Origin of the sequence: Mycobacterium sp. GA-0227b (genome assembly GCF_001499855.1) — a bacterium.
In the GTDB taxonomy this organism is placed as follows: Bacteria; Actinomycetota; Actinomycetes; order Mycobacteriales; family Mycobacteriaceae; genus Mycobacterium.
Map to the genome: position 1 here is coordinate 1 of NZ_LQIK01000032.1, position 20503 is coordinate 20503.

Genomic DNA, 20503 nt, shown 5'->3' on the forward strand with positions numbered 1-20503 from the left:
AACTGTCAACCATCAGCCGAAACACTGTCGCCCATCAACCGAAGACGAAATGTCAAGCCTCAACCGCACTAATACACCTTCATTGAGCCCCCTGTCAGGATTGAACTGACGACCTACGCATTACAAGTGCGTTGCTCTACCACTGAGCTAAGGAGGCCTGCGGGCCCCGAGTTTATCCGGTCGCTCGTTCGGGGAACCCGCTGCCCGTGAGTGTCAAGGACGATCTCCTGAGCGACTTCCCGCACGTCTATCCGGGGTTGACCCGGCCGCAGGTGGAGCGACTACTCACGCTCCTCGACGAGAGCGCGAGCACCGGAGGCGGCCTGGGCCTCAGCGTCGCGACTGCCATCAAGCCGCTGTCGCCCGACATCGCCGCCCGTATCGAGTCGTACAACAAGGCCGACGTCGACGACTACGTGCGCATCCTGCGCGGCGCCGCGGTACTCCTACTGCACGGTGGCAGCCGGAAAATCAGCCTCCGAGCCCGGAAAGCGTCGCAGCCGCGGTCGAAACGATCGAAGCCGACGCCTGACGTCACTCCTCGACGTCGATGACGCGCTGTGAGGTCACAGTCCGTGACGACGTGCGGGCGCGTGGCCGTCGGCCCGGCAACGGGATCCGGTCGGCGATGTTGCTCAGCGGGTTCACCACCTGGCTCAGCGTAACGACGGCGTCGTGCAGCGCGTCGATCGTCGGCGCCAGCGCCTCGAGGCCCGGCGCCAGTCGGTTCAGGGTGTCGGCGACGTCAGCGAGCTTGAGCAGCGGTCCGTCCGGATCGGTCAGCGTGTCCAGCAGGCCATCCTCGGCGAGCAGGCGGTCGGCCACGCCGTCCTCGCGCAGCACCCGCTCGACCAGTCCGTCGTTGGCCAGCAGTTGATCGGCCAGGCCCCCGGGCGCGATCACTCGCGATAATGCGCCGTCATCGGTGGTCATCCGGTCCACGAGCCCGCCCTCGGCCATCACCTGATCCACCAGCCCACCCGGTGCCACGGCTCGGGCCACCGCGCCGTTCTCGGCGGTCAACCGGTCCAGCAGTCCACCCTCAGTGGTCAGCTGGTCGACCAGTCCGCCCGGCCGCAGCAGCCGGTCCAGTGGACCGTTAGGTGCCAGCGCCCGTCCCAGCGGGGCATCGTCGTCCATCAGCCTGGCCAGCCGGTTCGCCCGCTCCACGGCCTCGTCGAGACCCAGCATGTGCGCGAACGAAGCCGAACCGTTCCTGGTCGCCGTGTTCGCCTCGCCGATCGTCTTCTGAGCCAGCCCCAACGCGCCATTGGCCATGGAGAGCCCGGCGTCGGCGACGGCCAGCCCCACCTTGACGGGCGCAATGGCCAGGTCCGTGAGGGCTTTGCCGTAGTTCATCGCCTCAGTCTATGGACAGCGCAAGACCGGCGTGGCTTCTCAGGTCAGCTGAGCCAACGCGGCTTTGATCTTGGCCTGAGCCTCGTCGAGAGATTGCGGCGACGGGTTCTGGTCGGCGTTGGCGAAACCGAAATCGGCCAGGTTGTTGGTGGGGAAGACGTGCACGTGCAGGTGCGGCACCTCCATGCCGGCGATGATGACCCCGGCGCGCTCGGCGGGGAACGCCTTGACCACCGCCTTGCCGATCAACTGAGAGACCTCCATGACCCGGCCTAAGACCGTGGATTCGACGTCCTGCCAGTGGTCGATCTCGGCTCGGGGCACCACGAGCGTGTGGCCCTGGGTGATCGGCGCGATCGTCAGGAAAGCGACGATGTCGTCGTCTTCGTAGACAAAGCGGCCGGGTAACTCTCCGTTGATGATCTTGGTGAAGACGCTCGCCATGGGTCGAGCATAGTGAGAGCCACGGCGACGGAGCTCTCAAGGCATCGCAGAAGCCAACGAGACTCGACCTGAGGTTCGGAGTGCGGCATGCACCCACTCAAACGCGTTCTGGGGGATGGCTCATATCCGCCTTCCTCTTGGTAGAGGTCGACGTGTTTGTCAGAAGGGTGGGGGGTCGGCGTCGGAGCAGTTGGTGCCGGTGCTGATGTCGATATTCCACAAGTCATCTGGTGGTGGTCTTTCGGGTTCGGTGGTGATGGGTGCCGGGGGTTGGTGGCGGTCAAGGGCGTTGAGGGCGCGTTCGCGTTCGATTCGTCGTAGCCGGTCTTGGGTGCGGGTGCGTCGTCGGCGCGGCATCATGGCGCCTTTGTCGCCGTTTTCTGTTGGTCGTGGTGTCGCTGGCAGGGCGGGGGTGCAGGTATCCCAGCCGGGGAAGAACAACCGGCTACCCGGATGGGTGACATACGTGCGGCCCGACGGCGCCGTCCAGTGGACCGATCCGTCGCTGTGTTGCTCATCGCGCCACCCACCGAAAGTTTTGAGTAGGTGATGGATTCGGCACAGGCATTTGGTGTTCGACGGATGGGTGGCCCCGGCCGGATAGGGCACCGTGTGGTCGATGTCGCAGTACTGCGCGGGGCGGGCGCAGCCGGGGAATCGACAGGTCATATCGCGCATCCGGACAAACCGTGCGGTCTTTTGCGATGGTCGGTAACCGGGTTCGGGGGCCGCATCGGGCGTGTGCACCCACCGGACCGTTGCGCCGTTGTTGATCAGCTCGGCCAACAGCGAGGCCGGAATCAGAGCACCGCCGAGGATAACCGCCGCGCAATTCGACGGCGCACCCCCTGCCGCAGCGGCGGCAGGCTCTGCCCGGGGTTGGGCCCGCTCGGCCGCAGCGGCGGCAGGTTCTGCCGGGGGTTGGGCAGGCTGGGCTGCGGGCTCGGTAGGTTGCATTTGGTCATCGCCGGACATTTGCGGATCCGGTTGTGCGGTCAGGGCCGCGGGTCCGGTGATCACGTTGATGACGAAGTTGGTTGCTCGCGGATCATCTCCGCCAGATGGGCATTCCGGGCTGCCGCACTGGCAGGTCAGTCGCTCAGCGTGTGCGGCCATGGCACCCAGCGAATCGGACCTGCGCTGCCCGGCGGTGCGGGGGTCGTCCTTGCACAGTTCGCTTGACATTTGTGCGAGCCGACGTTCGAGTAGCTCTGCGTCGGCGGCTGATAAGCGGCCCCACAGTGACGTCGTTCCGGTCACATCGTCGCGCTTACCGAATTGGACGTCTCGGCTGCGGGCGGCCTCGCGCAGGCGCCGCCGCGCGTCGGGGTCGTGCTCGTCGACCAGCGAGTCGATCGCCGACTCCAGCTTCGCCACCGACAGTGACCCCCACTTGGCCGCACGGTCCGCGATGGCGGTGTCGACCTTCGCCAGGATCTCGGAGTCCACGATCAGTTGCGTGCGCCAGGTGATGGTCGCGACCAGCCCAGCGCTCAAGCGGCCTTCGGCGAACAACGCAGCCACGTGGGGCAGCCGCTCGCGCAGCGCCATCGCGATACACATCTCCCGCGAAGCGCCACGGTCGCCGATGCCCATCGCGGCCGACACCTCGGCCGAGGCCATCCGCCAGCCATCGACCGCCAGATGCTCGCGCTGGCCGTCGGGTTCGGTGTACCGGGCGGTCAGCTCGGCGGTGGCCGCCAGCCGACGCGCGGCCAGAACCGCCTCTGCGCGAGCGCAGTCCGCGATCACAGCCACGACGGCCGCGTCGTCGGCTGCCTCAAACTTCGTATCGAACACCTGTTCGACCATGTCTCCGAGCATGCCACGACCGGCCGACAAAATCAGCGCCGGTCACCACCCCTGTGGATAACTCCATCCAGCTCGGAGACCGACCACGGAGGCGAGTCGTGATGGTCGCGGTAGGCGAGAATCGTCGGCGTCGGCCTGTCGAAGCGCCCGACGAACCCACCGGCGGCGATGAAGATCTGCCCCGTCACGTTTGCGGCGAGGTCACTGGCCAGGTACGCGTAGGTCGGCGCCACATACTCCGGCGGTGCGGCGTCCAGGGCGCCCTGCATGCTCATCTCGTCGAGCAGACCTCGCCGGTGTAGGTCATTGATGTGTGCCTCGTACTCCGGGCCGGTGGACAGTCGCGTCCTGGCTCCGGGACACACCACGTTCGCGCGCACACCGTCGCCTTTCAACTCGGCGGCGATCGCCAGCGTCAGGCCGTTGACGCCGCCCTTGCCCGCCGGGTAACCGGTGCCGCCATAGTCGCCGAGGAAAGCGAACGAACTGGTGTTCACGATCGCGCCGCCGCCTTGCGCCACCATCTTCGGGGCAGCTGCCCGGCATGTCTCGAACACCGTGCCGAGGTGCGCGTCGATCAGATCGCGAAACTGCGCAGAAGTGACGTTGAGGATCGACGACCCGTGCGGTTCGGCGGTGCCCGCGCAGTTGATCAGGATGTCGATCTGACCGAATTCCTGCACGCACATGTCGATCAGGCTGTCCGCAACGGCCGGATCTGCGGGTGAGCCGGGCAGGCCGCGCGCGTTCAAGATCCGTTGCGCTGCTTGGGTTACGGCGTCGGCGTCGCGGCCGTTGACGATGACCCCCGCGCCGTGTGCGGCGAGCAGCTCGGCGACCGCCAGCCCGAGACCACGCGAACCACCGACGACAACCGCGCCGCGCCCGCGCAGTGGCGGGCTACTTGTCATCCGTTGGCTGGCTGGCCGCCTGGCCGAACTCCATCATGTCCATGTTCCAGTAGCCGCGCAGGTTGGTCAGCAATCCCGAGTCGTCGGTCTTGTAGGTGAACACGCCGCGCACGGTACTGGTCATGCCGTTGTCGAACTTGCTGCGCAACACCAGGATATGGGCCACCTCGTGCGGTGAGCTGGAGGGAAACGTCTCCTCGCACGTGATCTTCAGGTCGTTGGAGGCGATGTTGGCGTCGTAGAACCTGGACACCGTCTCCTTCCCGCGCACACCGTCGCCGTCAGGGTTGGTGAAGGACTGGCCGATCGGATCCTCGATCACGACGTCGTCGGCCATCAAGGCCAGCCAGCCCTGCTTGTCGTGGGCGTGCACGCACTTCCACGAGTTGTGCGACGCGGCCAAAGCCGGTGTCTTCTCGGCCGTTTCGGTGTTCTTGTCGGACATCGGGGCCTAGCGGTCGTCGTCGGTGTAGCGGATGACCCCGCGGATGTTGCGGCCCTCGAGCATGTCCTTGTAGCCGTCGTTGATCTGCTCCAGCTTGTACTGCCGGGTGACCATGTCGTCGAGGTTCAGCTTGCCGGCCTTGTACATCGACAGCAGCTGGGGGATGTCGAAGTGCGGGTTACCGCCGCCGAAGATGGTGCCCTGCAGTCGTTTCTGCATCAGGGTCAGCATGGCCAGGTTCAGGTTGACCTCGGTGTCGAGCAGGCTCCCGATTGCGGTCACCACGCAGGTGCCGCCCTTGGCCGTGAGGTTGAGGTAGTTGTCGACGTCCTTGCCGTGCAACTCGCCCACGGTGACGATCACCTTGTGGGCCATCAAGCCCCAGGTGACCTCCCCGATGCCTGCCATGGCCGACTCCCAGTCCGGATAGGCATGTGTGGCACCGAATTTCAGCGCCTGATCACGCTTCCACTCCACCGGGTCGATGGCGAAGATGCGGCGGGCACCCGCCGTGACGGCGCCCTGCAGCGCTCCCATGCCGACACCGCCGACGCCGACGATCGCGACGTCCTCACCGGGCCGGACGTCGCCGCTGCGCACCGCCGAACCGTAGCCGGTGGTGATGCCGCAGCCGACCAGGCAGGCGACCTCGAACGGGATCGACTCGTCGATCTTCACCACCGAGCTCTTGTGCACGACCATGTATGGGCTGAAGGTGCCCAGCAGCGTCATCGGGAAGACGGGCTTCCCGTTTGCGTGGATGCGATGGGTGCCGTCGGAGACCGCGGTGCCCCCGAGCAGTCCGGCGCCGAGGTCGCACAGGTTGCGCATGCCTGCCTGACACGACGGACAGTTGCCGCAGGACGGGATGAACGACATCACCACGTGATCGCCGGGTTTGATGTCTTCGACACCCGGCCCGACCTCGGTCACAATGCCCGCGCCCTCGTGGCCGCCGAGCACGGGGAAGCCGGCCATCGGAATGCCGCCGGTCACCAGATGGTGGTCGGAGTGGCACATCCCCGACGCTTCCATCTGAACCTTGACCTCGTCCTTGACGGGGTCACCGATCTCGATCTCCTCGATCGACCACGGTTGATTGAACTCCCAGATGAGAGCGCCTTTTGTCTTCATTCGCACGTGCCTTCCGTTAGAGCCGGTGACCACAGACTAGAGGGAGTAGTTAGGTACGTCACAGTCACCCCCAATCAACTGCTTGGCCGGTCACCAGATGGGTGCGGGGGCCTGACCGAGCGGGTAGTAGCCGGGCAGTTTCTCACCCGCCAGCGAGCGCTCGATGCGCTTTTGCATTCCCGGTGACAGGTCGCCGGACTCGATCAGCTTCGCGTATCCCTTGGCCACGTGGCCGAAGTCGAAGAAGTCGCGCTGCCATTCGATCTTGAGGTTGGCATCGAGTCGGAACCAACTGCCGCCGATGCCGTAGATCTCGTCCTGCGAGCCATCGGATTTGTTGACGATTTGCTTCCAGAAGCCGACGATTTCGCCCTGTTTGTCGTCGACGAGCACTTTCTGGTACTCGTAGACCCAGTTCTCCAGACCCTCCATCTCCAGGCCTAAGGCGATCTCGCGGATTTCTTCTATGCCGACACACATGACGTCTTCCTTGGGGCCGATGTTCCAGCCGTAGGTGGCGTCGTCGGTGTAGAACTCGGCCAACGGCTTCCAGTCGCCGTTGCGCTCGGCGTCCCGGTTGGCCTCCAGCCATTCTTCGACCCACTTGTCGAGGTCCTCGCGAGGCAGTGATGGCATTGTCTACTCTCCTAATTCCTTGATGGACAGAGCTTGGGTGGGGCACATGTCGACCGCGTTCTGGACCTCATCGCGGGCGTCTTCCGGCGGTTCGGGATCGAGGATTTCGACCTTGCCGCGTTTGGGCACCGTGAAGTAGTCGGGCGCCTCGAGTTCGCACATCGCGTGGCCCTGGCACAGGTCCAGATCCACCTCGATCCGAAAGCAACCCATGGCGACCTACTTGACGCGCCGGCGGTAACGAGCCTTGGCCGGCCGCTGCAGCTGGACCACCATCTTGGAGTGGTCATTGCGGTAGGAGTCGGCCGGCTGGGCCATCTCGAATTCGTACTCGCGCAACAGGACCGAGAAGATCGCCTTGATCTGCATCTGGGCGAATGCGGCGCCGACGCAGCGGTGTCTGCCTGCGCCGAACGGAATCCAGGTCCACCGGTTGACGACGTCGGCCTGCTCGGGTTTGTTGTAACGGTCCGGGTTGAAGGCGTCGGGTTCCGGGAAGTCCTCTGGGATCCGGTTGCTGATGGCCGGTGAGGCCGCGACGAAGTCGCCCTTGCGGATCGGAAAGCCGGCCACCTCGAACTCGCCCTGCGCCACGCGCATCAGGATGATCAGCGGTGGATGCAGCCGCAGCGTCTCCTTGACCACGTTGTCGAGCTTCGGGATCTGACGCAGCGCATGGAAACTCACCTCTTGGCCGTCGGCGTAGAGCTCGTCGAGTTCGTCCTGTACCTCGGCGTACACCGCGGGGTGCCGGATCAACTCGATCAACGTCCACGCCGACGTGCCCGAGCTGGTGTGGTGTCCGGCGAACATCAGCGAGATGAACATGCCGGTCACCTCGTCGGCGGAGAACCGCGGGTTGCCGTCCTCGTCTTTGATCGACACCAGCACGTCGAGCATGTCGCGGTCGGATTTGTCCTTCGGCGGGTTGGCCATGCGCTGGTTCATGATTTCCTGAACCAGCGCAACGAGTTTCACGCGGGCTTCGTCGCGGCGTTTGAAGCTCTCGATCGGCAGGTACGGATCGACGTAGCACAGCGGGTCGGTGCCGCGCTCGAGGTCGTGGTAGTACTCGGCGAATCGATGATCGAGTTGGTTGCGGAATTTCAACCCGATCAGACATGCCGTCGAGGTGTAGATCGTCAGCTCGGCGAAGAAGTCGAGCAGTTCGATCTCGCCTTCGTCGCCCCAGTCGGCGATCATCTTCTTGACTTCGCCCTCGATGGTGGCCGCATGGCCCTTCATGTGCTCGCCGCGCAACGCCGAGTTGTGCAGCATCTCCTTGCGCCGCTCCGGGCTGGCGTCGAATACCACACCCTTGCCGAAGATCGGCGTCATGAACGGGTAGGCCTCGGCCTGGTCGAGATCCTCGTCGGCCGAACGGAAGAAGAACTCGTTGGCTTCCGCGCCGGAGAGCAGGATGACGTGCTTGTCGACCAGCTGGAACCAGCCGACATCACCGCATTCCTCGCGGACACGCTTCATCAGACCGATCGGGTCGGTGCGAAACTCCTCGAGGTGGCCGTGCTCTTCCTCGCCGCCGGAAACCCGGGGGACGACCGCCGTCGTCGTCGCATTGGATTCAGTCATGAGTTCAGGTTCTCCTCGTTCAGCTTGAGCTGCTGACGTTCCACGGGTGCGTCCGCCAACGGGGCTTCGGGCTGCAATTCCATGTTCGCGATGAACCCGCCGCGCGGCGTCTCCGCCACAAATGTGATGGCGCGCGCCAGGTCGGAGGCCCGCAGGAAATAGTCGTGGCGGGCCTGACCCCATTTAGCCCAGTCCTCGAGTGCCGGACCGATCTTCTCGGCCGGCAGGCTCCAGCCCATGCTGGTCTTCGTGGGGCCGGGGTGCACGATCGAGGCACGCACGCCGGTTCCCTCCAGTTCCATCTGGAAGTTGTTGACCATCGCGACCAGGGCGGCCTTGGCCGCGCCGTAGGCGCCCATGTGCGGGCGTTGCCGCAGCGCCACATCGGAGCCGACGAATATCAGATCGCCGCGCTGACGCTCGAGCATGCCGGGCAGCACAGCGGCCGCGAGTCGGTTGGCGCCGACGAGGTGGATCTGCAACTGCGATTCGAACTCGTCGGTGGTGATCTCGGCGAGCTTGCCGAAGTACGTGTCGCCCGCGCCGGCCACCAGCACCTCCATCTCGCCGAGCGCGTCGACGGACTGGGCGACAAAGGATTTGACCGAGTTCGGGTCGGTGACGTCGAGATGGAAGCCGACCGCCTCACCGCCGTCGGCGTTGATCTTGCCGACGATGTCGTCGAGCTTCTCGACGCGGCGCGCGCCGAGCGCGACCGGGAAGCCGCGCGCGGCCATCTCGACGGCCGTCGCCTCGCCGATTCCTGACGAGGCGCCGGCGACGATGGCGGGTCGCCGTTCGGGTAGCGGTTCGAAACGGGGCATGTGTTGGCCTTCAGACGGTTTGGAGAGTGATCGGAAGATGAGCGAACCCGCGGACATTGCTCGAGTGGACACGGACGGCGTTGGCCTCGTCGACCTCGTATCCGCGGATTCGCTTGAACAACTCGGTCAGCGCGACCCTGGCCTCCATGCGCGCGAGGTGCGCGCCGAGGCAGAAGTGTGCGCCGCTGCCGAAACTCATGAGTTTTGAGCCGATTTCGCGGCCGATGATGAACCGGTCGGGATCATCGAAGACCCGCTCGTCGCGGTGTGCCGAACCCGGCAGCAGCAGCAGCACGTCCCCATCGGGGATGGTGGTGTCATACAGCGTCAGCTCACCGGCGACGGTGCGCGCCAGGATCTGGCTCGAGGTGTCGTAGCGCAGCGTCTCCTCGACCCATAGCGGCACGCGGTCCAGGTCGGCGTAGACGGGAGTCAGCTGGTCGGGGTTCTTGTGGCCCCAGAACGCCGCGTTGGCAAGCAGTTTCGTGGTGGTCTCGTTGCCGGCGATCACCATCAGGAACATGAAGCCGAGGATCTCGTCGTCGGTGAGCCGGTCGCCGTCGATCTCGGCTTCCAGCAGCGCGGTGGTGAGGTCGTCGGTCGGGTTCTTACGGCGTTCGGCGACCATGCCCTGGTAGTAGACGATCAGGTTGATGGACGCCTCGACGGCCGCGGGCGGCACGTCGGTCACACCCTCGTCGCGGTGCATCACGCCGTCCGCCCAGGCTCGGACCTGGGTGCGGTCGGGTTCGGGCACGCCCATCAGTTCGGAGATGACGTCCATCGGCAGCTTGCCTGCGAATTCGTCGACGTAATCAACGGTCGAGTCGGGTCCGGCTCGATCCAGCATGACATCGAGGTGCTGGACCGCGATCTCGGTGACCCGCGGTTCCAACTCGCGAATGCGGCGTGGCGTGAAGCCCTTTGACACCAGTGTGCGCAACCGCAGATGCGCCGGATCGTCCATCGCCAGGAACGACATGGTTTTCGACGCGTGCGGGCCGCGGGAGGCGGGATCCAGAGACACGCCGAACTTGTTCGACAGCGTGGTGCTGTTGCGGAAACCCGCCAGCACGTCCTGGTGCCGCGACAGCGCCCAGAAGCCGAGTTCGTCGTTGCGGTACAGCGGCGCTTCGTCGCGCAATCGCTTGTAGTACGGATACGGGTCTTCGTGGAAGTCGTAATCGTAGGGGTCGAGGATCACGTCGGAGGCGGCTCCGGTCTGAGGGGTCACTGCTCGTCTCCCAAGATGAGGCCGACGACGTAGGAAAGCCGGTCGGCGATCTGGTGGTAGGTGAACACGCCGCTGCCGGCGTTGACCAGCGCGCCGAAGAACGTCATCTCCAAGGCGGCCAGCGCGCGTGGATCGGCGTCGGGTCCCATGGCCGAGCGGATGCGGCGGTGGATCTCGGCGCCGATGCGGTCGCGCACGGCGCGCACGGTGGCGTCGGTCCCGCTCAGCAACGCGGTCGTGCAGGCCGCCGCGACCTCGGGCTCGTCGGCAACCATCAGCGCCATGGCGCGCAGCGTCTTCTCGACGCGGGTCAGTCTGCTCTCGTTGACGTCGGTGAAGTACGGCACCTGGCGCATCAGGTCGAAGTAGACCTCGGCGATCAGGTGGTTCTTCGACGAGAAGTAGGTGTAGGCGGTCGCCGGGGCGACCTTGGCCTTCGCGGCGACGGCTCGCACCGTCAGGTCGGCGTAGCTCGATTCCCGCAGCATCTCGACCCCTGCCGCGAGCACCTTGCGAAACGTCTCCTCTTGGCGACGGTTGCGCGGCGTCTCGCCGACAGTCACGGGCGACGGCTCTGTGACCGCGACCACGGGTTCACTGGACACATGTCCAAGCTATCTGATCCCAAGTCCGGCCCGCAAGTGCGCAGCTCGGACGCGTCTGCTTGCCACTTGCCAGGCCAGAGGTCTAAGGTTGCTTGCAAATCAACCCGGACACTTGTCCAGCAACGGGGAACGGAGCGCAGATGGCAATGCTGGCCAATCGCGAGAGTCAGTTGCTCATCGACGGCAAGCTCGTCGGCGGCAGTGGCGGGACGTTCCAGACCGTCAACCCCGCGACCGAGGAGGTGCTCGGCGTCGCCGCCGACGCGACCGCCGACGACATGGCGCGCGCGATCGAGGCGGCCCGCCGCGCCTTCGACGAGACGGATTGGTCGACCAACACCGAGTTGCGAGTGCGCTGCCTGCGCCAACTGCAGCAGGTGCTGCGCGACAACATCGAAGAGCTACGGGAGCTGACGATTTCCGAGGTGGGCGCGCCGCGGATGTTGACCTCCGCAGCCCAACTCGAGGGACCGGTCGAGGATCTGACGTTCTGCGCCGACACTGCCGAGTCGTATCAGTGGGTCACCGACCTGGGAGTCGCCTCGCCGATGGGGATTCCGTCTCGTCGCAAGGTGGTTCGCGAGGCCGTCGGCGTCGTAGGTGCTATCACGCCGTGGAACTTCCCGCACCAGATCAACCTCGCCAAGATCGGTCCCGCGCTGGCGGCGGGCAACACCGTCGTGCTCAAGCCGGCGCCGGACACGCCGTGGTGTGCGGCCGCGGTCGGGGAACTGATCGCCGACCAGACCGACATCCCGCCGGGCGTGGTCAACATCGTCACGTCGAGCGACCACGTAGTCGGCGCCCTGCTGTCGAAAGACCCTCGGGTGGATATGGTTTCGTTCACCGGGTCGACGGCCACCGGCCGTGCCGTGATGGCCGACGGCGCGGCCACGATCAAGAAGGTGTTCCTCGAACTCGGCGGCAAGTCTGCGTTTCTCGTGCTCGACGACGCGGATCTGGCGGGCGCGTGCTCGATGTCGGCGTTCACCGCGTCCATGCACGCGGGCCAGGGCTGCGCGATCACCACGCGGTTGGTGGTACCACGGGCCCGTTACGACGAGGCCGTCGAGGCGGCGGCCGCGACGATGGCCGGACTTCGGCCGGGTGACCCGCAGGACGCCGGAACCATCTGCGGGCCGGTGATTTCCGCGCGCCAGCGCGATCGCGTCCAGGGCTATCTCGACTCGGCGATCGACGAGGGTGGCAAGTTCGCATGCGGCGGCGGCCGCCCACAGGACCGCGACACCGGCTTCTTCATCGAGCCCACGGTGATCGCCGGGTTGGACAACAACGCCAAGGTCGCCCGTGAAGAGATTTTCGGCCCGGTGCTCACGGTCATCGCCCACGACGGCGACGACGACGCGGTGCGCATCGCCAACGATTCGCCATACGGGTTGTCCGGCACGGTGTTCTCCGCCGACGAGGAGCGCGCGAACCGGGCGGCGGCGCGGATGCGGGTCGGCACGGTCAACATCAACGGCGGCGTCTGGTACTCGGCGGACATGCCGTTCGGTGGCTACAAGCAGTCCGGCCTCGGCCGCGAAATGGGTCTGGCCGGTTTCGAGGAATACCTGGAGATCAAGGCCATCGCGACCGCACGGTGACACGACTCGGCAGATAGGGAGAGAGATGGGGCAGTTCAACGAGAAAGTCGCGATCGTCACCGGTGCGGGTGGCGGGATCGGCCAGGCCTACGCCGAGGCGCTGGCCCGCGAAGGCGCGGCCGTCGTCGTCGCCGACATCAACACCGAGGGTGCGCAGAAGGTCGCCGACGGGATCAAGGGCGAGGGCGGCAACGCGCTGGCCGTGCGGGTCGACGTGTCCGATCCCGAATCGGCCAAGGAGATGGCGGCGCAGACGCTTTCGGAGTTCGGCGGCATCGACTACCTGGTCAACAACGCCGCGATCTTCGGCGGCATGAAGCTGGACTTCCTGATCACCGTCGACTGGGACTACTACAAGAAGTTCATGAGCGTGAACATGGACGGCGCCCTGGTGTGCACCCGCGCGGTCTACAAGAAGATGGCAAAGCGGGGCGGCGGGGCGATCGTCAACCAGTCGTCCACCGCGGCGTGGCTGTACTCGAACTTCTACGGGTTGGCCAAGGTCGGCATCAACGGGCTGACGCAGCAGTTGGCCACCGAACTCGGCGGCCAGAACATCCGCGTGAACGCGATCGCGCCGGGGCCCATCGACACCGAGGCCAACCGCACCACCACGCCGCAGGAGATGGTCGATGACATCGTGAAGCGAATTCCGTTGTCGCGCATGGGAGAGCCCGAGGACCTGGTCGGCATGTGTCTGTTCCTGCTGTCGGATCAGGCCAAGTGGATCACCGGTCAGATCTTCAACGTCGACGGCGGGCAGATCATCAGGTGACCGATATGAAGCTCGGCTACATCGGTCTCGGCAACCAGGGTGCGCCGATGGCCAAGCGCCTGGTCGACTGGCCGGGCGGCCTGGTGGTCTTCGATGTGCGCACCGAGGCCATGACGCCACTGGCCGAACTGGGTGCCGAACTGGCCGACAGTGTGGCCGATGTCGCCAAGGCTGCTGACGTCATCAGCGTCACCGTGCTGAACGACGCACAGGTGCGCGACGTGGTGCAACAGCTCGCCGAACATGCCAAGAGCGGCACTGTGATCGCGATCCACTCGACCATAGAGCCCGGCACCGCAGGTGAGCTCGCCGAGCAGCTACGGAGTAATAACATTCACATCGTCGATGCGCCGGTGAGCGGTGGCGCCGGTGCCGCCGAGAAGGGCGAGTTGGCCGTCATGGTCGGCGCGGATGACGAGGCGTACGACACGGTCAAGCCGGTGTTCAAGAAGTGGGCATCGATGGTGGTCCGCGCCGGTGAACCGGGTGCCGGAACCAGGATGAAGCTGGCCCGCAACATGCTGACCTTCGTCGGATTCGCCGCGGCGTGTGAAGCGCAGCGGCTCGCGGAGGCGGCGGGCATCGATCTGCAGAAGCTCGGCCGGGTTGTGCGACACAGCGATGCGCAGAGCGGCGGACCCGGAGCGATCATGGTTCGCGACGACACCAAACCACTGCAGCCCGACCACTTCGTGTACGACATGTTCGTCCACACCCGTGGGCTCGCAGAAAAGGATCTGGGTTTGGCACTGAGGCTCGGCGCGGAGAATGGAATCGAACTGCCGCTTGCCGAGATCGCGCTGCGAGACCTGGCGGCCGGACTCGGCGTTCCGCGTACGAAGGAGTAGCAGTATGGACGAGTTGCGCCGCAAGGGCCTCGAGAAGATGAACGAGGTGTACGGCTGGGAGATGCCCGACATGCCCGGCGAGTACTTCGCGCTGACGGCCGATCACCTCTTCGGGACCATCTGGACGCGGCCGGGGCTTTCGATGCGCGACAAGCGGATCATGACGCTGACGGTCGTGACGGCGCTGGGGATTTCGGACCTGGCTGAGATCCAGGCGAACGCCGCGCTGGCGAACGGTGAGATCACCGAGGAGGAGCTCAAGGAGATGGCCATCTTCCTGACGCACTACCTCGGGTTCCCGTTGGGATCCAAGCTCGACGGGGCGGTCACCAAGGTGATCAAGAACCGGAAGAAGACCGCCGAGCAGGGCGAGGACAAAAAGGGCAATGTGAACGCCGCGCTGAAGATGCACTCGGGGAGCAGTCTCGATGACAAGTAGGTACTCCTCGCTGTCCCGCGACGAACTCGCGGTGCTGGTGCCCGAGCTGCTGCTGATCGGTCAGCTGATCGACCGGTCTGGAATGGCATGGTGCATCAGCAATTTCGGACGCGAGGAGATGCTGCAGATCGCGATCGAGGAGTGGATGGGCGCCAGCCCGATCTACACCAGGCGGATGCAGAAGGCGCTGAAGTACGAGGGCGTCGACGTCATCACGATCTTCAAAGGTCTGCAGCTCGACATCGGGGCACCGCCGCAGTTCATGGATTTCCGCTACACCGTGCACGACCGGTGGCACGGCGAATTCCACCTCGACCACTGTGGCGCGTTGCTGGACGTCGAGCCGATGGGTGAAGAGTACGTGCGCGGCATGTGCCACGACATCGAGGACCCGACGTTCGACGCGACGGCCGTCGCGACCAACCGCAGGGCACAGATCCGCCCGATCCACCGTCCGCCGCGCACCCCCGCCGACCAGCACCCGCACTGCGCGTGGACCGTGATCATCGACGAGTCCCATCCCGAGGTCGAGGACCACCCGGTATTGGAGGTTGTCGGCCGAAGCCGCGCCGCCAGAACGGAACTCGACCCGATCGATCCGTCCGACGAGGGTCAGGCCGACTACTCGGGCCCGCTGCTTTCGGACTTCGACTTCGCCGCGTTCTCGCATTCGGCGTTGGTGCGCATGGCGGACGAGGTCTGCCTGCAGATGCACTTGTTGAATCTGTCGTTCGTCATCGCGGTCGGCAAGCGGGCAGGGACGAACACCGAACTGGCAACCGAGATCTGCACCAAGCAGCTCATCGGGGTGGCGGGTATCGCCGCCGAGCGCATCCATCGCGCGCTGAAGTTGCCGGGCGGGATCGAGGGAGCGGTGCAGACCCTGAAGCTGCATCCGATGCTCAACCCGCAGGCATACGTCGACGCCGAGTTCGGTCCGGACATCGTGCAGGTGCGACGGTCACCGGCCCACGAGGACGGCGCGTGGGTGTCGCTGGTGTCTCCCGACGAAGTGCGCCCGTTGCAGGCGGCGGTGCGGGTCATCGACCCGCGATTCGACGTGGAAGTCACGGGCAACCACGAGGACTGGACCGCGCGCGTCGTCGAAACCGACACGGCGGCCAAGGAATTCTCCGAGGTGTCGGTGGTCAGGGTCAGCGGCGGCTCAACGTGGGAGTTCGAGGACCGCAAGTCGCTGCCGCTGACTGTGCTCTGATACCTCTCAGGCGTCGCGAGTCGGTGGCCGAAGAGCCTCGTACTCGGTGCCCAGCCCCCGCATCCTCTCGGCGATGGCGGACAGCTCACCATGGGAACGGCGGATGATCTCGGCGACCTCGCTCGCGCCCTTGCTGACGACCGGCCACAGCATCTGCTCACCAAGGGCGGTTCTCGGGACGGTCGCGGCAGCGTCGACCACCCACTGCCTGACGGCTTCGAGGTCGCGTCGGCCGGCCGCCACCACCGCCGCCGACCGGTCGACCTCCGCCTTGAGTCGCTGATCGAGGTCCGCCATCGCGGACAGTGCACGGCTCTGTCGCTGGTTCGCCTCGGCATACGAGTCCGAGCCTGCGCCGGTCCAGTCCCGCGGCGCGGCGGCGTCGACATCGCTTTGCAGTCGTCGGAACCGCGCACTCTGGTCGAGGCCGTCACCGCCGTGGGGAGTGCCCTCGCCGAACGTGGTGTGCGCGCGTTCCCACGTCGACAAGAAAGCAGCCAGGACACTCACGATCGGAGTCTAAAGCCGGTCAACTCGTGCGTTCGACGGCAATTTCGGGCGCCAGCGCGGTGCCGACCCAACGGCGCAGGTACTTGCGCAGTTCCGCGCCTCGGCGCGGCGGGCGGCCCGGGTCGATGATGAATGACTGGATGATCCGCAGCAGATGCTCGGCCAAGTCGTCGAGGTCGCCGTCGGTCAAGCCGAGACCGGTCCAGTCCACGTCGAAGCGCCGCAGCATCGAGTTGGCGAACTGCAGCGCCACATCCGAGGTGACCGTCTGACTGAAGGCGCTGGCTCGACCGGGCATCAGCAGCAGGCCCATGTGCTTGTCCTTCGGCAGCCACTCGAGCGCGGTGGCGATACCCTCGGCGACCGCCTCCTGCGGGTCGGTCACTCCCTGCAGATGGTCGGCCAACCGATCCAGGAAGCCGGTCGCGGCGCGTTGCGCGGAGGCTTCGAGCAGCGCGTCGGTGCTGGGGAAGTACCGGTAGACGGTCTGCCTCGTGACACCGAGGGTGCGAGCGACGTCGGCGATGGAAAATTCCGCGCCGCGGGCGTCGATCGCCTTGCCTGCGGCGTCAAGGATGCGGGCGACCGCTTCCTCGTCCGTCGACGGTGCCGATCCGGACCAGCCGTGGGTGCGCACGGCGAAAATCCTACTCAGCCAGCCCCATCAACCCGTGTAGGAGACCTGCAGATCCTTGACGCCGTTGATCCAGCCCGACCGAAGACGTTGTGGTTCGCCGAGTTTGGCGATGTCGGGAATCTGGTCGGCGATCTCGTTGAAGATCAGCTTGATCTCCATGCGGGCCAGGTTCGCGCCGATGCAGTAGTGCGCGCCGTTGCCGCCGAAGCCGAGGTGCGGGTTGGGGTCGCGCAGGATGTTGAATTCGAAGGGCCGGTCGAAGACCTCTTCGTCGTAGTTGGCCGAGCTGTAGAACAGTCCGACGCGCTGGCCCTCGCTTATTGTGACACCGCTGAGTTCGTTGTCTGCCAGAGCAGTTCGCTGGAAACAGTGCACGGGGGTGGCCCAGCGCACGATCTCGTCGGCGGTGGTGTCCGGTCGTTCCCGCTTGAACAGGTCCCACTGGTCGGGGTTCTCGAAGAACGCGTTCATGCCGTGTGTCATGGCGTTGCGGGTGGTTTCGTTGCCGGCGACCGCCAGCAGGATCACGAAGAACGCGAACTCGACGTCCTCGAGAGACTCACCCTCGATGTCGGCCTGCACGAGCCGGGTGACGATGTCGTCGGCCGGACAACGCCGACGCTCCTCTGCCATCGAGTAGGCGTAGCCCATCAATTCCGCGTTGGCCGCGGTCGGGTCGGAGTCGAAGTCCGGATCGTCGGTGTTCATGATCGCGTTGGTCCAGTGGAACAGTTTTTCGCGATCGGCCTCCGGTACTCCGATCAGGTCGGCGATCGCCAACAGCGGCAGGCTCATCGCGATGTCGTCGACGAAGTTGCCGCTGCCTTTTTCCTTTGCGGCGGAGACGATTTCACGTGCAGCGGTGGCCAGCTTCGCCTCGAGGGTGGTGATCGCCCGCGGTGTGAACAACCGTGACACCAGCTTGCGCAGCCTGGTGTGCTCCGGGGCGTCGTGGTTGATCAGCAAGGCCTTGGTGAGCTCGAGCTGGTCGGCGGTCACACCTTCGGGCAGGCGCATCACCGCGCCCTTGCGGTTGGTCGACCACAGGTCACCGTTGCGGGAGATGGCCTTGATGTCGTCGTGGCGGCTGATCACCCAGTAGCCACCGTCGTCGAAGATCGACTCGGGCTGCTCGTTCCACCACACCGGGGCGGTCTTGCGCAGCTCGGCGAATTCGGTCACGGGGATGCCGCGCAGCAGCACCTCGGGGTCGGTGAAGTCGTATCCCTCGGGCAGGAACGGACATGTGGCGTGCGTCATACATTCGACCATACAGTGTCGTGTCAAGTGTATGGCCGAAGGGTTGGGTTGACAGGCGTTAGGGTGAGCAGTTGTGCGAGTCCTGGTGATCGGCTCCGGAGCCCGTGAACATGCGCTGCTGCTGGCGCTGCGGCGAGACCCCGAGGTCGAGGGGCTGGCGGTCGCCCCAGGTAACGCGGGGACCGCAGGGATCGCCGATCAGTACGACGTCGACATCACCTCCGGTGAGGCGGTCGCGAAGTTGGCCCAGCGCATCGCCGCCGACCTGGTCGTCATCGGGCCGGAAGTGCCGTTGGTGCTCGGCGTCGCCGATGCCGTGCGCAGCGTCGGGATCGCCTGCTTCGGGCCGACGAAGGACGCGGCCCGCATCGAGGGTTCGAAGTCGTTCGCCAAGGACGTGATGACCGCCGCCGGCGTGCGCACCGCCAGGAGCGAGGTCGTCGACAATCCGGCACGCCTCGATGCCGCGCTCGACCGGTTCGGCCCACCGGGCGGCGACCCCGCGTGGGTGGTCAAGGACGACGGCCTGGCGGCGGGCAAGGGTGTGGTGGTGACGGCTGACCGCGCCACCGCGCGGGCGCATGCCGCAAGCCTGCTCGACGCGGGGCATCCGGTATTGCTCGAGTCGTTCCTCGACGGCCCGGAGGTGTCGCTGTTCTGCGTCGTCGACGGCGAGACCGTGGTGCCCCTGCTTCCGGCGCAGGACTTCAAACGCGTCGGGGACAACGACACCGGACCCAATACCGGAGGCATGGGGGCGTACGCGCCGTTGCCGTGGCTGCCCGACGACGTCGTCAACCGGATCGTCGATGAAGTGGTGAAACCCGTTGCCGCCGAACTGGTTGCGCGCGGTTGCCCGTTCTCGGGCCTGCTCTACACCGGGTTGGCGATCACGTCGGGTGGGCCCGCGGTGGTCGAATTCAACTGCCGCTTCGGCGATCCGGAGACCCAATGTGTGCTGGCGTTGCTGGAGACGCCGCTGGGACAACTCTTGTATTCCGCAGCGATCGGGGACCTCGCGGGCGAGCCGCCGTTGCAATGGCGCGACGGCGCCGCGGTGACCGTGGTGCTGGCAGCGGAGAACTACCCGGGCCGCCCGCGAGTTGGCGACGCGATCGCCGGGTCCGAGGTCGACGGGGTGCTGCACGCGGGCACCAGTCGGCGTGACGACGGCGCGATCGTGTCATCGGGCGGACGCGTGCTCTCGGTGGTCGGCACGGGTGTGGACCTCCCGGCCGCGCGTGCGGCCGCCTACCAGCTGATCAAGTCGATTCGATTGCCGGGCAGTCATTTTCGCAGTGATATCGGGTTGGCAGCGGCCGAAGGGCGAATTGCACTCTAGGCCGTCAGCAACGGCGCCATCCAGCTCAGCTCGCCGGGCAGCTGCGAGCTCCAGAACCCGCCGTCGTGACCGCCCGGAGAGAAGCCGCCGGCGGGCGGATTCGGCAGCTGCGCGATGAACTCTTTGGTCGCCGAATAGAAGGGATCGTCGGTGCCGCAGTCGATTCGGATCGGGATGGACGCCAGCGCGGGCGATCCCCACACGCTGTTGGCCGCATAGTCCTCGGCGCTGTCGAATGCGCCGGGTGCGGCCGCCCCTGGCGACGTCCACAGCGCCGGGCTCACCGCACAGATCGCCGCCGTGCGGGCGGGTCCGAGTCGGGCGCCGAGCAGCAGCGCGCCGTAGCCGCCCATCGACCACCCGAGAAAGCCGACGCGCGAGGTGTCCAGGCCCTGCGAGTCGAGCATCGGGAGCAACTCGTCGAGCACCATCGCCCCGGAGTCCTCGCCGGACGCCCGTTTGTGCCAGTAGCTTCCGCCACCGTCGACGGCGACCACCGCGAACGGCGGCAGCCCCGCGGCGACGGCCTCGGCCAGGCCTTGCTCCACACCTCCGGCCATCACACCGGCCGCGTCTTGTCCCTTCCCGTGCAGCGCAATGACGGGACGCAACGGGGCGCTCTGCCCGGGCGGGCGGGCGATCGCCCAGTTGGTCGCCAGTCCTCCCCGCGCCGCCGAGACGAAGGAGCCGTCGACGTAGGTCGGCGCGGCGGGGGCCGCCGGAACCGCCGGCGCCATCCGCAACGCCACCGCGCCGGCCGCGGCACCGACTCCGAGGCGCAGAAGCGAACGGCGAGTCAGCTCGGACATGGCGGCCATCATGCCATCGGCGCTTGCTCGGCCGGCGCGGCCGTTTGGGCGTCGCATCAGAAACAC

At 66.1% G+C, this 20503-nt stretch carries 23 protein-coding genes and 1 tRNA gene; 7 read left to right on the forward strand and 17 right to left on the reverse strand.

What is annotated here, in order from left to right; genetic code table 11:
* Positions 1–85: 85 nt before the first annotated feature.
* A tRNA-Thr gene (locus AU185_RS20885) sits at positions 86–157 on the reverse strand.
* Positions 158–206: 49 nt separating this feature from the next.
* Here AU185_RS20885 and AU185_RS20890 point away from each other — a divergent pair.
* Positions 207–554, forward strand: coding sequence for a hypothetical protein (locus AU185_RS20890; RefSeq protein WP_231740243.1), 348 nt, complete (start codon positions 207–209; stop codon positions 552–554).
* Here AU185_RS20890 and AU185_RS20895 read toward each other — a convergent pair.
* The 12 genes from AU185_RS20895 to AU185_RS20950 form a co-directional block, all read right to left on the reverse strand.
* A complete protein-coding gene (locus AU185_RS20895; protein WP_059098371.1) occupies positions 535–1359 on the reverse strand; it encodes a hypothetical protein in 825 nt (274 codons plus the stop codon). The genes AU185_RS20890 and AU185_RS20895 overlap by 20 nt on opposite strands.
* A 39-nt stretch (positions 1360–1398) precedes the next feature.
* A complete protein-coding gene (locus AU185_RS20900; protein ID WP_059098370.1) occupies positions 1399–1803 on the reverse strand; it encodes an HIT family protein in 405 nt (134 codons plus the stop codon).
* A gap of 159 nt (positions 1804–1962) precedes the next feature.
* The gene (locus AU185_RS20905; protein ID WP_172800185.1) at positions 1963–3615 is read right to left on the reverse strand and encodes an HNH endonuclease signature motif containing protein; all 1653 of its coding nucleotides are present in this window, start codon (positions 3613–3615) and stop codon (positions 1963–1965) included.
* 32 nt (positions 3616–3647) lie between these two features.
* The gene (locus AU185_RS20910; protein ID WP_059098369.1) at positions 3648–4526 is read right to left on the reverse strand and encodes an SDR family NAD(P)-dependent oxidoreductase; all 879 of its coding nucleotides are present in this window, start codon (positions 4524–4526) and stop codon (positions 3648–3650) included.
* Complete coding sequence (locus AU185_RS20915; protein ID WP_059098368.1) at positions 4516–4971, reverse strand: nuclear transport factor 2 family protein; 456 nt, start codon at positions 4969–4971, stop codon at positions 4516–4518. The genes AU185_RS20910 and AU185_RS20915 overlap by 11 nt, the downstream gene beginning before the upstream one ends.
* Positions 4972–4977: 6 nt before the next feature.
* On the reverse strand, positions 4978–6105 hold the full coding sequence (locus tag AU185_RS20920) for an NDMA-dependent alcohol dehydrogenase (protein WP_059098367.1): 1128 nt from the start codon (positions 6103–6105) through the stop codon (positions 4978–4980).
* Positions 6106–6195: 90 nt separating this feature from the next.
* Positions 6196–6741 (reverse strand): nuclear transport factor 2-like protein, encoded by a 546-nt coding sequence (locus AU185_RS20925; protein WP_059098366.1) that lies wholly within the window; start codon positions 6739–6741, stop codon positions 6196–6198.
* Positions 6742–6744: 3 nt separating this feature from the next.
* Positions 6745–6954 carry a ferredoxin Fdx gene (gene fdx, locus AU185_RS20930; protein ID WP_059098365.1) on the reverse strand — a complete coding sequence of 70 codons (210 nt, stop codon included), beginning with the start codon at positions 6952–6954 and terminating at the stop codon, positions 6745–6747.
* 6 nt (positions 6955–6960) lie between these two features.
* Positions 6961–8331, reverse strand: coding sequence for a lanosterol 14-alpha demethylase (gene cyp51, locus AU185_RS20935; protein WP_059098364.1), 1371 nt, complete (start codon positions 8329–8331; stop codon positions 6961–6963).
* On the reverse strand, positions 8328–9155 hold the full coding sequence (locus AU185_RS20940) for an SDR family oxidoreductase (protein WP_059098363.1): 828 nt from the start codon (positions 9153–9155) through the stop codon (positions 8328–8330). The genes cyp51 and AU185_RS20940 overlap by 4 nt, the downstream gene beginning before the upstream one ends.
* 10 nt (positions 9156–9165) lie before the next feature.
* Positions 9166–10389 carry a cytochrome P450 gene (locus AU185_RS20945; RefSeq protein WP_059098362.1) on the reverse strand — a complete coding sequence of 408 codons (1224 nt, stop codon included), beginning with the start codon at positions 10387–10389 and terminating at the stop codon, positions 9166–9168.
* Positions 10386–10994 (reverse strand): TetR/AcrR family transcriptional regulator, encoded by a 609-nt coding sequence (locus AU185_RS20950; RefSeq protein ID WP_059098361.1) that lies wholly within the window; start codon positions 10992–10994, stop codon positions 10386–10388. The genes AU185_RS20945 and AU185_RS20950 overlap by 4 nt, the downstream gene beginning before the upstream one ends.
* A gap of 140 nt (positions 10995–11134) precedes the next feature.
* Between AU185_RS20950 and AU185_RS20955 the strand changes: the two genes are divergently transcribed.
* The 5 genes from AU185_RS20955 to AU185_RS20975 are packed head-to-tail and all read left to right on the forward strand — an operon-like array spanning position 11135 to position 15879.
* Positions 11135–12601: an aldehyde dehydrogenase gene (locus AU185_RS20955; RefSeq protein WP_059098360.1), complete on the forward strand. Its 1467-nt coding sequence runs from the start codon at positions 11135–11137 to the stop codon at positions 12599–12601.
* A gap of 25 nt (positions 12602–12626) precedes the next feature.
* Positions 12627–13376, forward strand: coding sequence for an SDR family oxidoreductase (locus AU185_RS20960; RefSeq protein WP_059098359.1), 750 nt, complete (start codon positions 12627–12629; stop codon positions 13374–13376).
* Between the two features lie 5 nt (positions 13377–13381).
* Positions 13382–14224 (forward strand): NAD(P)-dependent oxidoreductase, encoded by an 843-nt coding sequence (locus tag AU185_RS20965; RefSeq protein WP_059098477.1) that lies wholly within the window; start codon positions 13382–13384, stop codon positions 14222–14224.
* A 4-nt stretch (positions 14225–14228) separates the two neighbouring features.
* On the forward strand, positions 14229–14663 hold the full coding sequence (locus AU185_RS20970) for a carboxymuconolactone decarboxylase family protein (protein WP_059098358.1): 435 nt from the start codon (positions 14229–14231) through the stop codon (positions 14661–14663).
* On the forward strand, positions 14653–15879 hold the full coding sequence (locus AU185_RS20975; protein ID WP_059098357.1) for a hypothetical protein: 1227 nt from the start codon (positions 14653–14655) through the stop codon (positions 15877–15879). Before AU185_RS20970 ends, AU185_RS20975 begins: the two co-directional genes overlap by 11 nt.
* Before the next feature lie 6 nt (positions 15880–15885).
* On the opposite strand, the gene AU185_RS20980 is transcribed toward AU185_RS20975, so the two are convergent.
* From AU185_RS20980 to AU185_RS20990, 3 genes are read right to left on the reverse strand one after another with little or no spacing between them, the layout of a single operon-like run.
* On the reverse strand, positions 15886–16389 hold the full coding sequence (locus tag AU185_RS20980) for an EspA/EspE family type VII secretion system effector (protein WP_059098356.1): 504 nt from the start codon (positions 16387–16389) through the stop codon (positions 15886–15888).
* Between the two features lie 19 nt (positions 16390–16408).
* Positions 16409–17026: a TetR/AcrR family transcriptional regulator gene (locus AU185_RS20985; RefSeq protein WP_059098355.1), complete on the reverse strand. Its 618-nt coding sequence runs from the start codon at positions 17024–17026 to the stop codon at positions 16409–16411.
* A 27-nt stretch (positions 17027–17053) separates the two neighbouring features.
* Positions 17054–18286 carry a cytochrome P450 gene (locus tag AU185_RS20990; protein ID WP_059098354.1) on the reverse strand — a complete coding sequence of 411 codons (1233 nt, stop codon included), beginning with the start codon at positions 18284–18286 and terminating at the stop codon, positions 17054–17056.
* Positions 18287–18359: 73 nt separating this feature from the next.
* On the opposite strand from AU185_RS20990, the gene purD reads away from it, so the two are divergent.
* Complete coding sequence (gene purD, locus AU185_RS20995) at positions 18360–19628, forward strand: phosphoribosylamine--glycine ligase (RefSeq protein WP_059098353.1); 1269 nt, start codon at positions 18360–18362, stop codon at positions 19626–19628.
* Here the strand turns inward: purD and AU185_RS21000 are convergent.
* The gene (locus AU185_RS21000) at positions 19625–20449 is read right to left on the reverse strand and encodes an alpha/beta hydrolase-fold protein (RefSeq protein ID WP_172800187.1); all 825 of its coding nucleotides are present in this window, start codon (positions 20447–20449) and stop codon (positions 19625–19627) included. The genes purD and AU185_RS21000 overlap by 4 nt on opposite strands.
* Between the last annotated feature and the right edge of the window lie 54 nt (positions 20450–20503).

Coding starts and splice junctions, on each gene's coding strand:
- AU185_RS20895 (WP_059098371.1), bottom strand. CDS start 1,359: ATGAACTACGGCAAAGCCCTCACGGACCTGGCCATTGCGCCCGTCAAG.
- AU185_RS20900 (WP_059098370.1), bottom strand. CDS start 1,803: ATGGCGAGCGTCTTCACCAAGATCATCAACGGAGAGTTACCCGGCCGC.
- AU185_RS20905 (WP_172800185.1), bottom strand. CDS start 3,615: ATGGTCGAACAGGTGTTCGATACGAAGTTTGAGGCAGCCGACGACGCG.
- AU185_RS20910 (WP_059098369.1), bottom strand. CDS start 4,526: ATGACAAGTAGCCCGCCACTGCGCGGGCGCGGCGCGGTTGTCGTCGGT.
- AU185_RS20915 (WP_059098368.1), bottom strand. CDS start 4,971: ATGTCCGACAAGAACACCGAAACGGCCGAGAAGACACCGGCTTTGGCC.
- AU185_RS20920 (WP_059098367.1), bottom strand. CDS start 6,105: ATGAAGACAAAAGGCGCTCTCATCTGGGAGTTCAATCAACCGTGGTCG.
- AU185_RS20925 (WP_059098366.1), bottom strand. CDS start 6,741: ATGCCATCACTGCCTCGCGAGGACCTCGACAAGTGGGTCGAAGAATGG.
- fdx (WP_059098365.1), bottom strand. CDS start 6,954: ATGGGTTGCTTTCGGATCGAGGTGGATCTGGACCTGTGCCAGGGCCAC.
- cyp51 (WP_059098364.1), bottom strand. CDS start 8,331: ATGACTGAATCCAATGCGACGACGACGGCGGTCGTCCCCCGGGTTTCC.
- AU185_RS20940 (WP_059098363.1), bottom strand. CDS start 9,155: ATGCCCCGTTTCGAACCGCTACCCGAACGGCGACCCGCCATCGTCGCC.
- AU185_RS20955 (WP_059098360.1), top strand. CDS start 11,135: ATGGCAATGCTGGCCAATCGCGAGAGTCAGTTGCTCATCGACGGCAAG.
- AU185_RS20960 (WP_059098359.1), top strand. CDS start 12,627: ATGGGGCAGTTCAACGAGAAAGTCGCGATCGTCACCGGTGCGGGTGGC.
- AU185_RS20965 (WP_059098477.1), top strand. CDS start 13,382: ATGAAGCTCGGCTACATCGGTCTCGGCAACCAGGGTGCGCCGATGGCC.
- AU185_RS20970 (WP_059098358.1), top strand. CDS start 14,229: ATGGACGAGTTGCGCCGCAAGGGCCTCGAGAAGATGAACGAGGTGTAC.
- AU185_RS20975 (WP_059098357.1), top strand. CDS start 14,653: ATGACAAGTAGGTACTCCTCGCTGTCCCGCGACGAACTCGCGGTGCTG.
- AU185_RS20990 (WP_059098354.1), bottom strand. CDS start 18,286: ATGACGCACGCCACATGTCCGTTCCTGCCCGAGGGATACGACTTCACC.
- AU185_RS21000 (WP_172800187.1), bottom strand. CDS start 20,449: ATGATGGCCGCCATGTCCGAGCTGACTCGCCGTTCGCTTCTGCGCCTC.